15 protein-coding genes are annotated in these 15,090 nt (G+C 63.1%); 9 read left to right on the plus strand and 6 right to left on the minus strand.

Annotation, left to right across the window (positions count from 1 at the left end; translation table 11 throughout):
* The first annotated feature begins 46 nt into the window (after positions 1 to 46).
* Positions 47 to 1,024 carry a carbohydrate ABC transporter permease gene (locus AB4Y31_RS04465; RefSeq protein ID WP_368672869.1) on the plus strand — a complete coding sequence of 326 codons (978 nt, stop codon included), beginning with the start codon at positions 47 to 49 and terminating at the stop codon, positions 1,022 to 1,024.
* Positions 1,025 to 1,073: 49 nt separating this feature from the next.
* Complete coding sequence (locus tag AB4Y31_RS04470; protein ID WP_018440642.1) at positions 1,074 to 1,925, plus strand: carbohydrate ABC transporter permease; 852 nt, start codon at positions 1,074 to 1,076, stop codon at positions 1,923 to 1,925.
* Positions 1,926 to 1,992: 67 nt separating this feature from the next.
* On the opposite strand, the gene AB4Y31_RS04475 is transcribed toward AB4Y31_RS04470, so the two are convergent.
* From AB4Y31_RS04475 to AB4Y31_RS04490, 4 genes are all read right to left on the minus strand, one after another.
* Positions 1,993 to 3,915: a putative bifunctional diguanylate cyclase/phosphodiesterase gene (locus AB4Y31_RS04475; RefSeq protein WP_368672870.1), complete on the minus strand. Its 1,923-nt coding sequence runs from the start codon at positions 3,913 to 3,915 to the stop codon at positions 1,993 to 1,995.
* Positions 3,912 to 4,433: a YfiR family protein gene (locus AB4Y31_RS04480; RefSeq protein ID WP_368672871.1), complete on the minus strand. Its 522-nt coding sequence runs from the start codon at positions 4,431 to 4,433 to the stop codon at positions 3,912 to 3,914. The genes AB4Y31_RS04475 and AB4Y31_RS04480 overlap by 4 nt, the downstream gene beginning before the upstream one ends.
* A 336-nt stretch (positions 4,434 to 4,769) precedes the next feature.
* Complete coding sequence (locus tag AB4Y31_RS04485; RefSeq protein ID WP_368672872.1) at positions 4,770 to 5,690, minus strand: dTDP-4-dehydrorhamnose reductase family protein; 921 nt, start codon at positions 5,688 to 5,690, stop codon at positions 4,770 to 4,772.
* The gene (locus tag AB4Y31_RS04490) at positions 5,690 to 5,911 is read right to left on the minus strand and encodes a heavy-metal-associated domain-containing protein (RefSeq protein ID WP_368672873.1); all 222 of its coding nucleotides are present in this window, start codon (positions 5,909 to 5,911) and stop codon (positions 5,690 to 5,692) included. The genes AB4Y31_RS04485 and AB4Y31_RS04490 overlap by 1 nt, the downstream gene beginning before the upstream one ends.
* A gap of 169 nt (positions 5,912 to 6,080) precedes the next feature.
* On the opposite strand from AB4Y31_RS04490, the gene cueR reads away from it, so the two are divergent.
* From cueR to AB4Y31_RS04505, 3 genes are all read left to right on the plus strand, one after another.
* Complete coding sequence (cueR, locus tag AB4Y31_RS04495) at positions 6,081 to 6,521, plus strand: Cu(I)-responsive transcriptional regulator (protein WP_368672874.1); 441 nt, start codon at positions 6,081 to 6,083, stop codon at positions 6,519 to 6,521.
* Between the two features lie 180 nt (positions 6,522 to 6,701).
* Positions 6,702 to 6,848, plus strand: coding sequence for a DUF3563 family protein (locus tag AB4Y31_RS04500; protein ID WP_018440636.1), 147 nt, complete (start codon positions 6,702 to 6,704; stop codon positions 6,846 to 6,848).
* A 110-nt stretch (positions 6,849 to 6,958) separates the two neighbouring features.
* Positions 6,959 to 7,300 (plus strand): hypothetical protein, encoded by a 342-nt coding sequence (locus AB4Y31_RS04505; RefSeq protein WP_368672875.1) that lies wholly within the window; start codon positions 6,959 to 6,961, stop codon positions 7,298 to 7,300.
* A 9-nt stretch (positions 7,301 to 7,309) separates the two neighbouring features.
* Here the strand turns inward: AB4Y31_RS04505 and AB4Y31_RS04510 are convergent, their stop codons facing one another.
* On the minus strand, positions 7,310 to 8,155 hold the full coding sequence (locus tag AB4Y31_RS04510) for a 23S rRNA (adenine(2030)-N(6))-methyltransferase RlmJ (protein ID WP_368672876.1): 846 nt from the start codon (positions 8,153 to 8,155) through the stop codon (positions 7,310 to 7,312).
* A 411-nt stretch (positions 8,156 to 8,566) separates the two neighbouring features.
* On the opposite strand from AB4Y31_RS04510, the gene AB4Y31_RS04515 reads away from it, so the two are divergent.
* Both AB4Y31_RS04515 and AB4Y31_RS04520 read left to right on the plus strand, forming a co-directional pair.
* On the plus strand, positions 8,567 to 9,364 hold the full coding sequence (locus AB4Y31_RS04515) for a 3-hydroxybutyrate dehydrogenase (protein WP_368672877.1): 798 nt from the start codon (positions 8,567 to 8,569) through the stop codon (positions 9,362 to 9,364).
* Positions 9,365 to 9,376: 12 nt separating this feature from the next.
* Positions 9,377 to 10,627: a DUF3734 domain-containing protein gene (locus tag AB4Y31_RS04520; RefSeq protein ID WP_368672878.1), complete on the plus strand. Its 1,251-nt coding sequence runs from the start codon at positions 9,377 to 9,379 to the stop codon at positions 10,625 to 10,627.
* Between the two features lie 150 nt (positions 10,628 to 10,777).
* Here AB4Y31_RS04520 and AB4Y31_RS04525 read toward each other — a convergent pair whose 3' ends face one another.
* Complete coding sequence (locus AB4Y31_RS04525; RefSeq protein ID WP_368672879.1) at positions 10,778 to 11,977, minus strand: amino acid aminotransferase; 1,200 nt, start codon at positions 11,975 to 11,977, stop codon at positions 10,778 to 10,780.
* A gap of 274 nt (positions 11,978 to 12,251) precedes the next feature.
* On the opposite strand from AB4Y31_RS04525, the gene uvrB reads away from it, so the two are divergent.
* Entirely contained in the window at positions 12,252 to 14,342 is a 2,091-nt protein-coding gene (uvrB, locus tag AB4Y31_RS04530) for an excinuclease ABC subunit UvrB (RefSeq protein WP_368672880.1), read from the plus strand.
* Between the two features lie 198 nt (positions 14,343 to 14,540).
* Positions 14,541 to 15,089 (plus strand): iron transporter, encoded by a 549-nt coding sequence (locus AB4Y31_RS04535; RefSeq protein WP_018440629.1) that lies wholly within the window; start codon positions 14,541 to 14,543, stop codon positions 15,087 to 15,089.
* Position 15,090: the final 1 nt, after the last annotated feature.

The raw sequence follows: 15,090 nt of genomic DNA on the forward strand, positions 1-15,090 counted from the left end.
ATGCATCGCGGCGGCCTTGCGCCGCCGCCGTCAGCAGGAGAAGGTCGTGTCGCACTCGGTTACTCGTCGAAGCATCCCTGCCGCACCCGACGGCGCGGACTACTCCGCGCCGGCTGAGCGCATGCCTGTGCGCTCCGAAGCGGCGCGTCCGCGCGGAAAACCCGGCTTGTCGCCGACTGCCCGACGGCAGCGGCGCGCGGCCTGGCTGTTTCTCGCACCGGCCTGCCTGATGTTCGGCGTCTATGTCATCTGGCCCATCGTCTCGACGCTGTCTCTGAGCTTTTTCAACTGGGACGGCATGACCGACAAGACCTTCGTCGGTCTCGCGAACTATATCGAACTCTTTCAGGCGCCGACGTTCTACACGGCGCTCAAGAATAATCTGATCTGGCTCGCGCTGTTTCTGCTCGCTCCGCCCGCGGGGCTTGCCGTCGCCCTCTATCTAAACCAGAGCGTCGCGGGCATTCGCCTCGTGAAGTCGCTCTTCTTTGCGCCGTTCGTGCTCTCAGGTGTCGTCGTCGGGCTGGTCTTTTCGTGGTTTTACGATCCGACTTTCGGCCTGCTCGCGCTGTTGCTCCGTCACGGCATACCGGTGCTCGGCGACGCGCGGTACGCGACGTTTGGCATCATCGCGGCCGCGCTTTGGGCGCAGACGGCCTATTGCATGATTCTTTACCTGACCGGCTTGACCGGGCTCAACAGCGAACAGCTCGAAGCGGCGCGAATGGAAGGTGCGCGCGGATGGGCGATGCTCTGGCAAGTCGTATTGCCGCAGTTGAGGCCGGCGACGTTTATGGCGATCGTCGTGACGGTCATCGGCGCGCTGCGCAGTTTCGATCTGATCTCCGTGATGACCGGCGGCGGGCCGTTCGAAAGCTCCACGGTGCTCGCTTATTACATGTACGACCAGGCGATCAAATACTACCGGCTTGGCTATTCGGCCGCGATTGCCGTTGTCCTCTTTGCGATTACGTTGCTCTACATCGTCTATCACCTGCGGCGCATGCTGCGGGACGAACAGTGAGACAACGGGAACGCCGTCGCAAGAACCGCCGCAACAAGTAGGAGCATTCATGTATCCGCTGCCCATCGACAAGTGGCGCCCGGTATCGCGCCGGTTCTATAAGTTTTCTTTGCCCGTCGCGCTTGGCATCTGGCTGCTGCCGATGATCGCCGTGCTCGTTACGTCGATTCGATCGACGGAGGAACTGACCGAGGGCAATTACTGGGGATGGCCGAAGCACTTCGCGCTCTTGGCGAACTATCGCGAAGCGCTGACGGCTTCGCCGATGCTCCACTATTTCTGGAACAGTGTATTGATCACCGTGCCATCCGTCATCGGGGCAATTGCGCTTGCCGCCATGGCCGGCTTCGCGCTCGCGACTTATAAGTTTCGTGGCAACGCGCTCTTGTTTGGAATCTTCGTCGCCGGCAACTTCGTACCGGTGCAGGTGCTCATGATTCCGGTGCGTCAGCTCACGCTCGGCCTAGGGCTCTACAACACCGTCGAGGCACTGATTCTGTTTCATATCGCGTTTCAGACTGGGTTCTGCACGCTGTTTCTACGCAACTTCATCAAGCAATTGCCGTTCGAGCTCGTCGAGGCCGCGCGGATCGAAGGCGCCGGCGAATGGACGGTCTTTTTCAGGATCGTATTGCCGCTCGTGAGGCCCGCGCTCGCGGCGCTCGGCATCCTCGTGTTCACGTTCGTCTGGAACGACTATTTTTGGGCGTTGTGCCTGACGCAGGGTGACGACGCCGCGCCGATCACGGTCGGCGTTGCCGCGTTGAGAGGGCAATGGACGACGGCGTGGAATCTCGTATCCGCCGGATCGCTACTCGCCGCGCTGCCGTCAGTCGCGATGTTCTTCGCCATGCAAAAGCACTTCATCGCGGGGCTGACGTTCGGCGCGACGAAGGGTTAGGCGGGAAGCGTCGATGCGCCGCTGAATGCTGGAGCGCCCGGCACCTAGCGCTAAGTGCTGGCCCGAGTCATTGCTCGACGATATCGAGGGAGGTCCGCGCGTGGCGCTCGACGAGCGGCTCCTTGCGAACGAGGTCCGCTAACTGCTCGAACGGCATGGGCCGTCCGGTCAGGAAGCCCTGCACGACGTCGCAGCCCGCCTCGACGAGCCATTCGAGCTGCTCGGGCATCTCGACACCTTCCGCGACGACCGCGATGTCGAAGCTATGCGCCATCGAAATGATCGCCGTGGCGATCGGCTGCCCCGAATCGGGCAGCGTGCGAACGAACCGACGGTCGATTTTTAAACTGTTGACCGGGAATGACTGCAGATAGGAAAGCGAGGAGTAGCCGGTTCCAAAATCGTCCAAGGCAAGGCGTACGCCTGCCGCTCGCAGTCGACGCATTGCTTCGACGCCCGCCTCGATATTGGCCATGAGCTGACTCTCGGTCAGCTCGATCTCAAGCAAGCTGGCGGCCAGGCCGCTTTGCTCGAGCACGGTCCTCACGTCGTCGGTGAACCGCGGGTGCCGCAACTGATGCGCGGACACATTGACGGCGACGGGAATGGAGGCTGATGAATGCACATTCCAGCGAGCCGCATCCTGGCATGCTCGCCGCAGCACCCATTGTCCGAGTGCGACGATGAGGCCGCTGTCCTCTGCGATCGGAATGAAATCGACAGGCGATATCGGGCCGTCGGTCGGATGGACCCACCGAAGCAGCGCCTCGGCGCCGACGAGCGTTCCTCCCCGGCAGTCGAACTGCGGCTGATACGCGAGCTCGAACGCATTCGTCTCGATCGCCTTGCGCAACTCCATTTCGAGCCGCACACGTTTGCGCGTCTCGACCGTCATAGCGGGGTGAAATTCGACCGCGGAGTTTTTCCCTTTGCTCTTGGCCGCATGCAAGGCGATGTCGGCGCTGCTGACGAGCGAGGCCACGTCCGAAGCGTCATCGGGAAACACGCTCATGCCCACACTCGCCGTGGCGGCGACGCTCGTGCGAGACAGCGCGAACGGACGCGCGAGCGCTTGAGCGATCCGCTCGGCCGTTGCATGCGCTTCGAGCTTGCTGGCGGCAATATCGACTACGACGGCAAATTCGTCGCCGCCTATCCGGCAGACGATGTCGGTCGCGCGGACGATGCGCCGCAGGGCGGCCGCGACATGTTTGAGCAGTTCATCGCCGGCGCCATGCCCGAGCGTGTCGTTCACTGACTCGAAGTCGTCGAGATCGACGAGAACGAGCGCGATGCGCAGGGGGCCACCGATCGACCGGCGCAGCCGGCGATCGAGCTCTTCGTAAAACGCGCGCCGGTTCGGCAACCCGGTGAGCGGGTCGGTCGATGCCAGATATTGGAGTTCTTTCTCCGCGGCGGCGACGCGGGCGTCCAGGCGTGCGGTCAGTGCGAACGCGATCCAGATCGCGCCCAGCGATGCAGCCGCGAGGAAACCGGCGTAACGGATAAGCTGAACGAGCATCGCGTCGGTTCTCGCGACGAGGACGACGCTGCCGAGCGACTTCCCCGCCTGGCTGATCGGCCGCGCAACGAATACGTCGCGCAGCGAAAGGCGGCTCGCCGCCGCGCTCGCGTTGGCGAGCGTCCCTTCCTCGAGTTCCCGTTCTTTCAGTCCCGGCTTCGCACAACTCGCGAACCGTTTTCCCGCGCTCGTATAGACGTCCGCGGTCTCGATGTAAGGCACTTTACAGAGCGTGCGCAAGATCTCGCTTGCGGTGTGCTCATCGTCGAACATCATCGACGCCGAGACGTTGCCGGCCACCATTTCGGCTTGCATGTCGACGTCTTCGGTCAGCGTTGCGCGCAGCGTGATGGCTTGATAAGCCAGGAGCACGACGCTCGCGGCGACGAGCGCGATGCTCGCCGGCAGCAGCTTGATCCGCGGCAAAGGAAGCACCGCGCTCGGCGTGACCTTCGTCGTACGCTTCACGAGACTTTCCTGGCCAGTCGTAGCAGCTTCGAACTGAGGCGAAGGTGACGCCGCAATGCTTCACCATTGTCGATGTCGAACCGGAGTCGCCCGTCTTCGCGGAAGAGTCGAACGACATAGGGGCCTTCGGGGGCATCGGCTGTCCTAATGATCAGGAGCGGCTGGTCCGGCCCCGTTGCGGGGCTCTCCCGAAGCGCGAAGGTACCGTTTCCATCGACGACCAGCACATCGCATCCCGCGATATCGTCGCTGCGACCGGCGACGTAGCGCAGATGACAAACGCGCATGGCGATGAAGCGCCCCTCGAGTTTCTCCAGCGCCGCGGCAACGTTGCTTTGCGGACGTACGCAAATGAGCAGGTGGCGTTTATTCGGGCGAGCGGGCGGCCAATCGGTAAAGGCGGCGAAGTCGGCAACGTACTCGGCCTCGATCGAGAACAGGTCCGGCTCTGCGAGCGCGCTTTCCTGCGCGGCTATGGCAGCGAGCAGGAGCGCGAAGGTGAATAGTGTCCGTCTCATTCGAGTCTCGCCGCATCGAGCGTCGCCGCGAGCAAAGGCGAATCGACGGACCTCGACGAAGCGGACGGGACCGTCTCACGGGCCGCTTCATCCGAAGCGACCGCGATCGGCGAGAAAACCGCTATCGAAAAACGTGCAGGCGGGGCCCGCCGGGTCGAGGGTTGTTCCGAGATCATGGAGCCAATTTGGAAAAGCCAGACTTGCGGCCCGGCATGGATCTGCTTTTCTTTATCGGCTGATTCGTCCGATTCTTGAGAATCGTTAAGAGCCGGGGCGAGCTCCGCCCCCGTACGGGCTTCGATTATTCCATTCTAAGAAAAGGGTTTTTTTCGCCGCTCAGCGCTGATCGAGTGGAAAGGCGTCGAGCACACTTCGCAGTGCCTCGTCGAAAGGAGTGCGCCGACCGATCCCGAGCGCCTCAAGGCGGCTCGCGTCGAGCTGACAGTCACGCGGCCTTGGCGTGGCGTCGGCACTCGCCGGCTGCGGCTCGATGCGCGCAGCGACGCCGAGTGCACGCGCGATCCGCTTCGCGATTTCGAACTTGGTCATCGGTTCGGCCCCCGACCAATGCGCAATGCCACAGATCGGTTCGCCTTGCTCGCAACGCTCGAGCATTTGCCGGATGACGTACGCAACGTCGCCCGTGAACGTCGGGTAGCGCGTCGCCCAGTCATCCATCACGGCCGCTGGCGCGTCGGGGGCGGCCGACGCGACGACTGCCGGCGCGAGGCTCGTCACGGCGGATTCCTGCCATTCGACGATGTGCCCGAACAGGAGCGGCAATCGCAGTACGCAGCCAAGATCCGTCGCCTGCCGCAGCGCTCGCTCACCTTCGAGCTTGCTTCGGCCGTACGCATTGATAGGGCAGGGAGGGTCGTCGGTACGATAGGGGGGCTTCGTTCCGTCGAACACGTAATCCGTGGAAAGGGACAAGACCCAGGCGCCGCGCCGTTTTCCGGCTGTCGCGATGGTCCGGACGGCTTCCACGTTCAACGCGCGCGCGCGTTGTGGGTCGCGCTCGCAAACGTCAGGGCGGCGCTCGGCCGCTGCAATGACGATTGCATCGGGAGCGTGCTGCGCGACAAATGCCTCGATCGCGGCTGCGTCGCGAATGTCGAGCGCCACGGTACGATGATCGGCGCGGCGGTGCGCGGTGCCGATCACGTTCCAGTCGGCACGCGTGCCCAATTCACGGACGACGGCCCGACCCACGAGGCCGGACGCGCCGATGACGGCAATGCGGGCGAGCCGCTTCATCAAGCGCCGCCGGGTGCGCGGGGCGTCGCGCCCTTGACCGTGTAGCCGGCCTCGCCGATCGCGGCGCCGAGGCGGTCCGCGGCCTCCTTCGATTCGATGCGGACGAGCCCGTTTTCGAGCTCGATCTGCACGCGCGCATCAGCGTCGAGCGCGCGTACGGCTTTAGTGACGGCCGCGACGCAGTGCTGGCAACTCATGCCTTCGACTTGGAATTCGATCATTTGAGGGGTCCTTTCGAGTGAGCAGTTCTATCTAGCAAGTGGCGCGAAGGCCGGAGTCCGTCTTTCCGCGCATTGGCATCGACACCGGCCCCTACACCGACGGCTCGCATGGTATACCTTCCCATGGTTGGAAGGTCTAGGATGTTTCTTGTTATTGGGAGCACTCGCGATGAACATTGGTGAAGCGGCCCGCGCCTCGGGCGTGACGGCAAAAATGATCCGCTATTACGAAAGCGTCGGCTTGCTTGCGCCGAAGGCACGCACCGAAGCAGGCTACCGCATCTATGGTCCTACCGAAGTCCACACGCTGCGCTTCATTCGGCAGGCGCGCCGCCTTGGCTTTCTCGTGGACGATATCCGCAAGCTGCTCGCGCTTTGGCAGGATCGCTCGCGCGCCAGTGCCGAAGTGAAAGCGATCGCACTCGAGCACATCGCGGAATTGGAACTGCGCATCGCCGAGCTCACGGAAATGCGCGACGTACTCGCGCAGCTTGCCAATCACTGCCACGGAGACGAGCGACCAGACTGTCCCATTCTCGACGGGTTGTCGACGCCAAGTCTCGATCACGGAAGCCACCATTCCCTTCCAGCGGCCCGGATAGCTCGTTGATTGCACATTAACGGTGCATTCATTGCGTTTTTGGAGGTCCGGCGCACCATTCCGAACAGGAATGCCCAGTATTCGATCATTTCACTGGCAAGTTTCCGGGGCACGGTTATAATCGGGTTAACCCTCTAGGGAAAACCCTAGGCTGTACCGCCAGGGCGATCCTGGCCTTCGGAGAACATCATGTTTGCCTACATCCTCGAAAAACTCAGCAACTGGTTTGAATCCGCCGAGCGTAGCCGCCGCGAAGAATACCTGGCGTCGTCGTCCGATGTCTTCGATCTCGAGCGTCGCCTGCGCGCTCTCGAGAGCAGCGGCTACACGCACTGAACGCCTCGGCGCTGGGCGCAACTGTCTTACGTTACTGGCGTCAATGGCGCAGTCGCGCTAAGGTGAGCGCATTGCTCGCGTCGGCGGGCGTATCTCACGGATGGCAGTCCATGCGCTCGGTCTTCAGGCAACGCCAATTCGCATTCCTTCTTTCGTCGGCGTGGCTCCTCGCGGCCGCGCCGTCGCATCCCGCTTTCGCCGCATCCGACCGTCAGCCCCTCGTGCTCGACAGCAAAACCGGCATCCATGATGGGCAAAGCGGCATCGTCCTCCAGAACGCGCCGCTCGTCAGTGAACCGATGGTGCCCGCGCAGTCGCTGCCGGTAGCAACCGAACTCGCGCCGCAAGGGCAGCCTCCGATCGTCGTCTCTCCCTATATCGACGTGTCCCCGGATGCCTCCGCGCCGCGAGGCCGGCACCGGATTCGCGCGGGCTCGGTGCCGACGCAATAGCAATCACGATCACGTCAAGCGCGACTCGATCTTGAATAGGGCTGCGTCGTCCTGCCCCAACACGCGGGCAAGATAGGGAAGCATCTCCTTCATCGTCGCGGCGAGCGTATAAGGCGGGTTCAGGATGAACATGCCGCTGCCGTAAAGGCCATAACCGTCCGACGGTGGGCGGCTGACCGTCAACGTCACATGCAGCCAATCGGTCGCTTGGAGACGCTTCAACTGCTCGGGAAACCGCTCCGATTCGGCACGGACCACTTGCGGATACCAGATCGCATAGGTCCCTGTGGCGAAGCGCTTGAGGCTTTCCTCGATGCACGTGAGCGTGCGCGCGTAGTCGCGCTTGTCTTCGTACGATGGGTCGACTAGCACCAGCGCCCGGCGCGGAGGCGGCGGCAACATCGCCTTGATCCCGTCGAAACCGTCCCCCGCGTAAAGCATCGCTCGACGGCCGGCGTCGCGAAAGTTGTGGCGCAAGATATCGATTTCGGTCGTATGCAGCTCGAAGAGCCGCATTCGATCTTGCGTCCGCAAAAGCCGCCAGGCCAGAAAGGGCGATCCGGGGTAAAAGCGCAATTGCCCGTCCGCGTTGAGCGCGCTCACTTGGTCTACATAGTCGGCGACGGGCGCCGGCAGGTCCGCGCGCGCCCATAGTCTCGCGATACCCGTTTCATACTCGGACGTTTTCGCGGCATAGCCCTCCGTCAGCGAATACACGCCCGCGCCCGCGTGCGTGTCGACATACCAGTACGGCTTGTCCTTCTGCCCGAGGTAGCGCAGAAGCTGCACGACGACCGCGTGCTTGAGGACATCGGCATGATTGCCGGCATGAAAGGCATGGCGGTAGCTGAGCATGGGGAAAGCTGCGGTAAAGGTCAGCGCTTGGTGGCGTAGCGGTCAGGCGGGGGCGAGCCAGCGCGGCGACGGCGGGCCCGACGAGCCAGGCCTTCGCGCGCGGCCCCTGTCGGGCGCGCGTCATCGGGGCTGCTCGAATGGCGCGTATTGTACGCGAACGATCGCGAGTACCGCTTTGCTCGCCGGTTCGCGTGGTGCCGTGCGTGCTGGTCGTCTCGATAGCTCATCGATTGGATCTCCTCGTGAAACGGTGAGTTGCGGCACGGCTTCACGCCGCGCGTAAGGTCGTTCGTGCACAATAGCGAAGTCCGCCGCGGCGTGGGAGCATGCCGAACGACCTATGCCGTTCGGCAACGTTGCCGCGTCTCGCACGCCGTGGTGTCATTGTGTCCACCTCGATGGAGATCCCAAATGTCCTCGTTGAATACCAGCTTGAACGGGAAGGCGGCGGTCGTGACCGGCGCGGCCAGCGGCATCGGCAAGGAAATTGCGTTGACGCTTGCCCGGCAGGGCGCCGCCGTGGCGATCGCGGACCTGAACCTCGCCGGCGCGCAGGCGGTCGCCGATGAAATCGTCAAGGCCGGCGGCAAGGCCATTGGCGTGGCGATGGACGTGACGAACGAAGAGGCCGTCACGACAGGCATCGATCAGGTCGCCGAGCAGTTCGGCTCGGTCGACATCCTCGTTTCGAACGCTGGCATCCAGATCGTCAATCCGATCGAAAACTACTCGTTCTCCGATTGGAAGAAGATGCAGGCCATCCACGTCGATGGCGCGTTTCTGACCACGAAGGCCGCGCTCAAGCACATGTATCGCGATAATCGCGGCGGCGTCGTCATTTACATGGGTTCGGTCCACTCGCACGAAGCCTCGCCGCTGAAATCGGCCTACGTCGCGGCGAAGCACGCGCTGCTCGGCCTCGCTCGCGTGCTGGCGAAAGAGGGCGCCGCCCACAACGTTCGCTCGCACGTGGTATGCCCTGGCTTCGTGCGCACGCCGCTCGTGGACAAACAGATCCCCGAACAGGCCAAGGAGCTGGGCATCAGCGAGGAAGAGGTCGTCAAGCGCGTCATGCTCGGCCAGACGGTAGACGGTGTTTTCACGACGGTGGAGGATGTCGCGCAGACGGTGCTGTTCCTTTCCACGTTCCCGAGTGCGGCGTTGACGGGGCAGTCGTTCATCGTCAGCCACGGTTGGTACATGCAATAAGGAGAGCCGGCGATGGCGGAGCGCAATGGGAGACCAATCGGCGCTGGAGCATCGTCGGCGCCCGAGGCCGCGCGTGCGCGGCCGGATAGCTGGGAGGGTGACGAGGCGGTTCGTCAACCCGCTATCGTTTTGCCACCGTATGAAACGATCGCGCTGGTGCTGCAAGGCGGCGGCGCGCTCGGCGCCTATCAAGCCGGTGTCTATGAAGGGCTTCACGAAGCAGGCGTGTTGCCCAACTGGATCGCCGGCATTTCGATCGGGGCGCTCAATACGGCCATCATCGCGGGCAACGCGCCCGACGATCGAGTGGCGAAGTTGCACGAGTTCTGGGAGACGATCTGTCAGCCCGCTTACGGTTTGCCGTTGCCGCCGGCTGTCGAGAACGCCTTCTTCGAGTCCAACGAAACCGTGCGCACGGCATTTACGGCCATGCAGGCCGTGAGCGCACTTCTCGACGGGCAGAAAGGCTTTTTCGTGCCGCGCGTGCCGCCGCCATTGCCGTTCTCGGTCACCACGCCCGATCGAGCGAGCTGGTACGACACCACGCCGTTGAAAGCGACGCTCGAACGCCTGTGCGACTTCGATCGAATCAATTCGGGCGAAATGCGCGTCTCGGTGGCGGCCGTCAACGTCGGCACCGGCAACTTTGCCTACTTCCACAATACGCACACGAAGCTTCGGCCCGAGCATTTCATCGCATCGGCTTCATTACCGCCGGGGTTCGCCGCCACGAACGTCGACGGTGAATACTATTGGGACGGCGGACTGATGTCGAACACGCCGCTTTGGGAAGTCGTCCAAACTACGCCGCGCCGCGATACGCTCGCGTTTCAGGTGGACCTTTGGAGCGCGCGCGGCCCTGTGCCGAACAACGTCACTGACGTACAGGGCCGAGTGAAGGACATTCAGTATTCGAGCCGCACGAGGCTCGTCACGGACATGCTCCAACATTCGCAGCGCTTTCGCCATGTGTTGCGCGAGTTGCTGACGCGCGTGGCGCCGGAACATCGCGACGATCCCTGGTGCAAGCTGGCCGACGAGCTAGCAACCTCGCGCCGCTACAACGTGTTTCAGCTCGTTTATCGCGACAAGGAATTCGAGGGCAATTACAAGGACTATCAGTTCGGGCTGTCCACGATGCATCTGCATTGGAAGAGCGGCCTGCAAGACATTCGCTTGAGTCTCGCTCAACCCGGATGGCTGGAAATGCCCCAGAACGACGCCGGGTTCGTGACGCACGACATCCACCGGGATCTGCGCTGAGATTTGCTCTCGGCGACGTCGAGCGCGAGTAGGAAAACGCGAGAAGGAGAACGGCGCCGCGAGGGCGCCGTTCATGCGTTTGGCCACAGTGTCAGCCGAGCCGGGCGAGCGTTTCGGCCCAGGCCGCGCAGCGTGCCGGGCGGTCGCCCGTTATTTGATCACGTGCGCGATCGCGTTCGCGACGACGTCGATATTGCGCGTGTTGAGGGCGGCAACGCAGATGCGGCCCGTGCTGACCGCATAGATGCCGAACTCTTCGCGCAGACGATCCACCTGAGCGGCCGTCAATCCCGAGTATGAGAACATCCCGCGCTGCGCATTGACGAAGCCGAAGTCGCGGTCGACGCCTGCCGCTTTCAGGCGCTCGACGAGACCATTGCGCATCGCGCGAATGCGGTCGCGCATCTCCGCCAGCTCCTGTTCCCACGTTGCCCGCAAAGCCGGCGTGTTGAGGATGCTGGCGACAATCGAGGCGCCGTGCGTCGGCGGGTTCGAGTAGTTCGTGCGAATGACGCGCTTCAGTTGCGAGAGCACGCGCGCTGCTTCTTCCTTCGTATCGGTGATGATCGAAAGCGCGCCCACGCGTTCGCCGTAGAGCGAGAACGACTTCGAGAACGACGACGCCACGAACGTATTCACTTCCGCCGCGGCGAAAAGCCGTACCGCGAGCGCGTCAGTCTCGATGCTGTCGCCGAAGCCCTGGTACGCGATGTCGAGGAACGGCACGAGCCCGCGCGCCTTCACCACTTCGACGATCCGCTTCCATTGCGCCTCGCCGAGATCGACGCCCGTCGGGTTGTGGCAGCAAGCGTGCAGCACGACGATCGTGCCTGCGGGATAGCCGTTCAGCGCATCGAGCATCGCGGCGAAATTGACGCCATGCGTCGCGCCGTCGTAATAGGGGTACGAGACGACTTCGAAGCCCGCACCTTCGAAGAGGGCGCGGTGATTTTCCCAGCTCGGGTCGCTGATGGCGACCTTCGCGGCCGGCTTCAGGCGTTTGAGGAAGTCGGCGCCGATCTTGAGCGCCCCCGTGCCACCGAGCGCCTCGGCCGTCACCACGCGTCCCTCCGCGATGAGCGGCGAAGACTGGCCGAGCAACAGCGTTTGCGCGGCGGTGTTGTAGGCCGCGATGCCTTCGATTGGCAGGTAGCCGCGCGGCTGCTCAGCCGCGACGCGAGCCTGTTCCGCCTCACGCACCGCGCGCAGCAACGGGATCTTGCCTCCCTCGTTGAAGTACACGCCGACGCCGAGATTGACTTTCGTCGGGCGCGAGTCGGCGTTGAATGCTTCGTTGAGGCCGAGGATCGGGTCGCGGGGCGCGAGTTCGACTGCGGAGAAAAGGGACATGATGTACGTTCGGCGTAGTAAGGAAAGAGGGCTGCTCTCGCATCGGGCCCGAAACCGGCGGCGGATGGCGTCCGTTCGGCAATGGGCGGCCGGCCCGCGGCGAAACGCTATGACAGAAACCGGGATTGTAGCGAATTTTGGCGTGAATCCGGGCCAGAAATCGCAATTGCCGCGGAAGCCGGAAGGTTGGGATCGTCGCGGCGGCGGGTCTGCTCGCGAAGGCGCAAACCGTTAAAATAGCGTTTTTCTTCGGCGAAGGATGCCCTTTTTCCTCATGTCCGAGCACACGTCCCACGCCGCCGATGACCTCGACGAATCGAAGTTCGTCGAATTCGACGGCTCCCCGTTCCACCTTTACCAGCCTTACCCGCCGGCCGGGGATCAGCCCGAGGCGATCAAGCTGATTGTCGAAGGCGTCGAAGACGGTCTCTCGTTCCAGACGCTGCTTGGCGTAACGGGCTCGGGCAAGACTTTCACGATGGCCAACGCGATCGCGCGCCTTGGGCGCCCGGCGATCGTGTTCGCACCGAACAAGACGCTCGCCGCGCAGCTCTACTCGGAATTCCGCGAGTTCTTCCCGCGCAACGCGGTGGAGTATTTCGTCTCCTACTACGACTACTACCAGCCCGAAGCTTACGTGCCGCAGCGGGACCTCTTCATCGAAAAGGATTCGTCGATCAACGAGCACATCGAACAGATGCGGCTTTCGGCGACGAAGAGCCTGATGGAGCGGCGCGACGTCGTCATCGTCGCGACCGTCTCGGCGATATACGGTATCGGCAACCCGAGCGAATATCACCAGATGATCCTCACGCTGCGCACGGGCGACAAGATCGGGCAGCGCGAGGTGATCGCGCGGCTGATCGCGATGCAGTACTCACGCAACGAGGCCGATTTCCAGCGCGGCGCATTCCGCGTGCGCGGCGACACGATCGACGTCTTCCCGGCCGAGCACGCCGAAATGGCGCTGCGCATCGAGCTTTTCGATGACGAGGTCGATTCGCTGCATCTGTTCGATCCGCTGACGGGCCGCGTGCGCCAGAAGATTCCGCGCTTCACCGTCTATCCCTCGTCGCACTACGTGACGCCGCGAGAGACGGTCATGCGCGCGGTCGAGACGATCAAGGCTGAACTGCGCGAGCGGCTCGAGTTCTTCCATCGCGAGGGCAGGCTCGTCGAGGCGCAACGCCTCGAGCAGCGTACCCGCTTCGACCTCGAGATGCTGCAGGAGCTCGGCTTTTGCAAGGGCATCGAGAACTACACGCGGCATTTCTCCGGTGCGGCGCCGGGTGAGCCGCCTCCGACGCTCGTCGATTACCTGCCGCCCGACGCGGTGATGTTCCTCGACGAGTCGCACGTGCTGATCGGCCAGCTCAACGGCATGTACAACGGCGACCGCGCACGCAAGCAAAATCTCGTCGACTACGGATTTCGGCTGCCGTCGGCGCTCGACAACCGGCCGCTCAAGTTCCACGAATTCGAGCGCAAGATGCGGCAGGGCATCTTCGTGACGGCGACGCCCGCCGATTACGAGCGCAAGACATCGGGGCAGGTCGTCGAGCAAGTCGTGCGGCCGACGGGGCTCGTCGACCCTGAAGTCGAGGTGCGTCCGGCGCGCACGCAGGTGGACGACGTTCTGTCGGAAATCAACGCGCGCGTCGCCGCGAACGAGCGCGTGCTCGTCACCGTGCTCACCAAGCGCATGGCCGAGCAGCTCACGGAGTTTCTTGCCGATCATGGCGTCAAGGTCCGCTATCTGCATAGCGACATCGACACCGTCGAGCGCGTCGAGATCATCCGCGACCTGCGGCTCGGCACGTTCGACGTGCTGGTCGGGATCAACCTGTTGCGCGAGGGGCTCGACATTCCGGAAGTGTCGCTCGTGGCCATCCTCGACGCGGACAAGGAAGGCTTCCTTCGGGCGGAACGGTCGCTGATCCAGACGATCGGCCGGGCCGCGCGCAACGTCAACGGCCGCGCGATTCTTTACGCCGACCAGATCACCGATTCGATGCGCCGCGCGATCGACGAAACCGAGCGGCGCCGGGCGAAGCAAATCGCTCACAACGAGCGGATGGGCATTACGCCGCGCGGCGTCGTGAAGCGGATCAAGGACATCATCGACGGCGTCTACAACGCCGACGATGCGCGCGCCGAGCTGAAGGAGATGCAGCAGCGGGCCAAATTCGAAGACATGTCGGAAAAGCAGCTCGCCAAGGAAATCAAGCGGCTCGAGAAGCAGATGATGGACTTTGCCAAGAATCTCGAATTCGAAAAGGCCGCTCAGGCGCGCGATCAGCTCGCCGCGCTGCGAGAACGCGCGTTTGGCGCGAACGTCGGCGATTCGATCGTCGGCAACGGCTGAGTACCGCCGATACAACGCCAATTCCCCGCTCCCCGCGTGTCTATTTGGTATGACGAGCAGTTCGGTGTTAGACTTCCACTCAATTGATAATCGTTCGCATTTGCGTTCGTGTTCGTGTTCCAGTGCGGCAACGATCGTCGAGAACGCGTTTCGCGGCGGAGCGGGTGCTCCGCCTTTGTCCCTTTCGTAGGAGTTTCGATGCAGCGTACTTCCTGGATTCGCGGCGGCCTCGTGGCGGCCGTCGCGATGGCCTCCGTGGCGGCGTCGGCCGCCGAATATCCGATCGGCAAGCAACAGATCGCGGGCGGCATGGAGATCGGTGCCGTCTATTTGCAGCCGATCACGATGGATCCCGAGGGCATGATGCGCAAGGCGTCCGATTCGGATATTCATCTCGAGGCCGATATCCATGCGGTGAAGGGCAATCCGACGGGCTTCGCGGAAGGCGACTGGATGCCGTACCTGCAAGTGACTTACGAATTGACGAAGCCGGGCTCGAACTATTCGGCGAAGGGCGATCTGATGCCGATGGTGGCGGACGACGGCCCCCACTACGGTGACAACGTCAAGCTCGCCGGGCCGGGCAAGTACCACCTCAAGGTCGTCGTGAACCCGCCGATGCAAACGGGCCATATGGCATTTGGTCGCCACGTCGACAAAGAAACCGGCGTGGGTCCGTGGTTCAAGCCGATCACGCTCGAATACGACTTTCCGTTCGCGGGCATCGGCAAAAAGGGCGGGTACTGAG

The organism is Trinickia sp. EG282A (assembly GCF_040965455.1).
GTDB classification, from domain to species: Bacteria; Pseudomonadota; Gammaproteobacteria; order Burkholderiales; family Burkholderiaceae; genus Trinickia; species Trinickia symbiotica.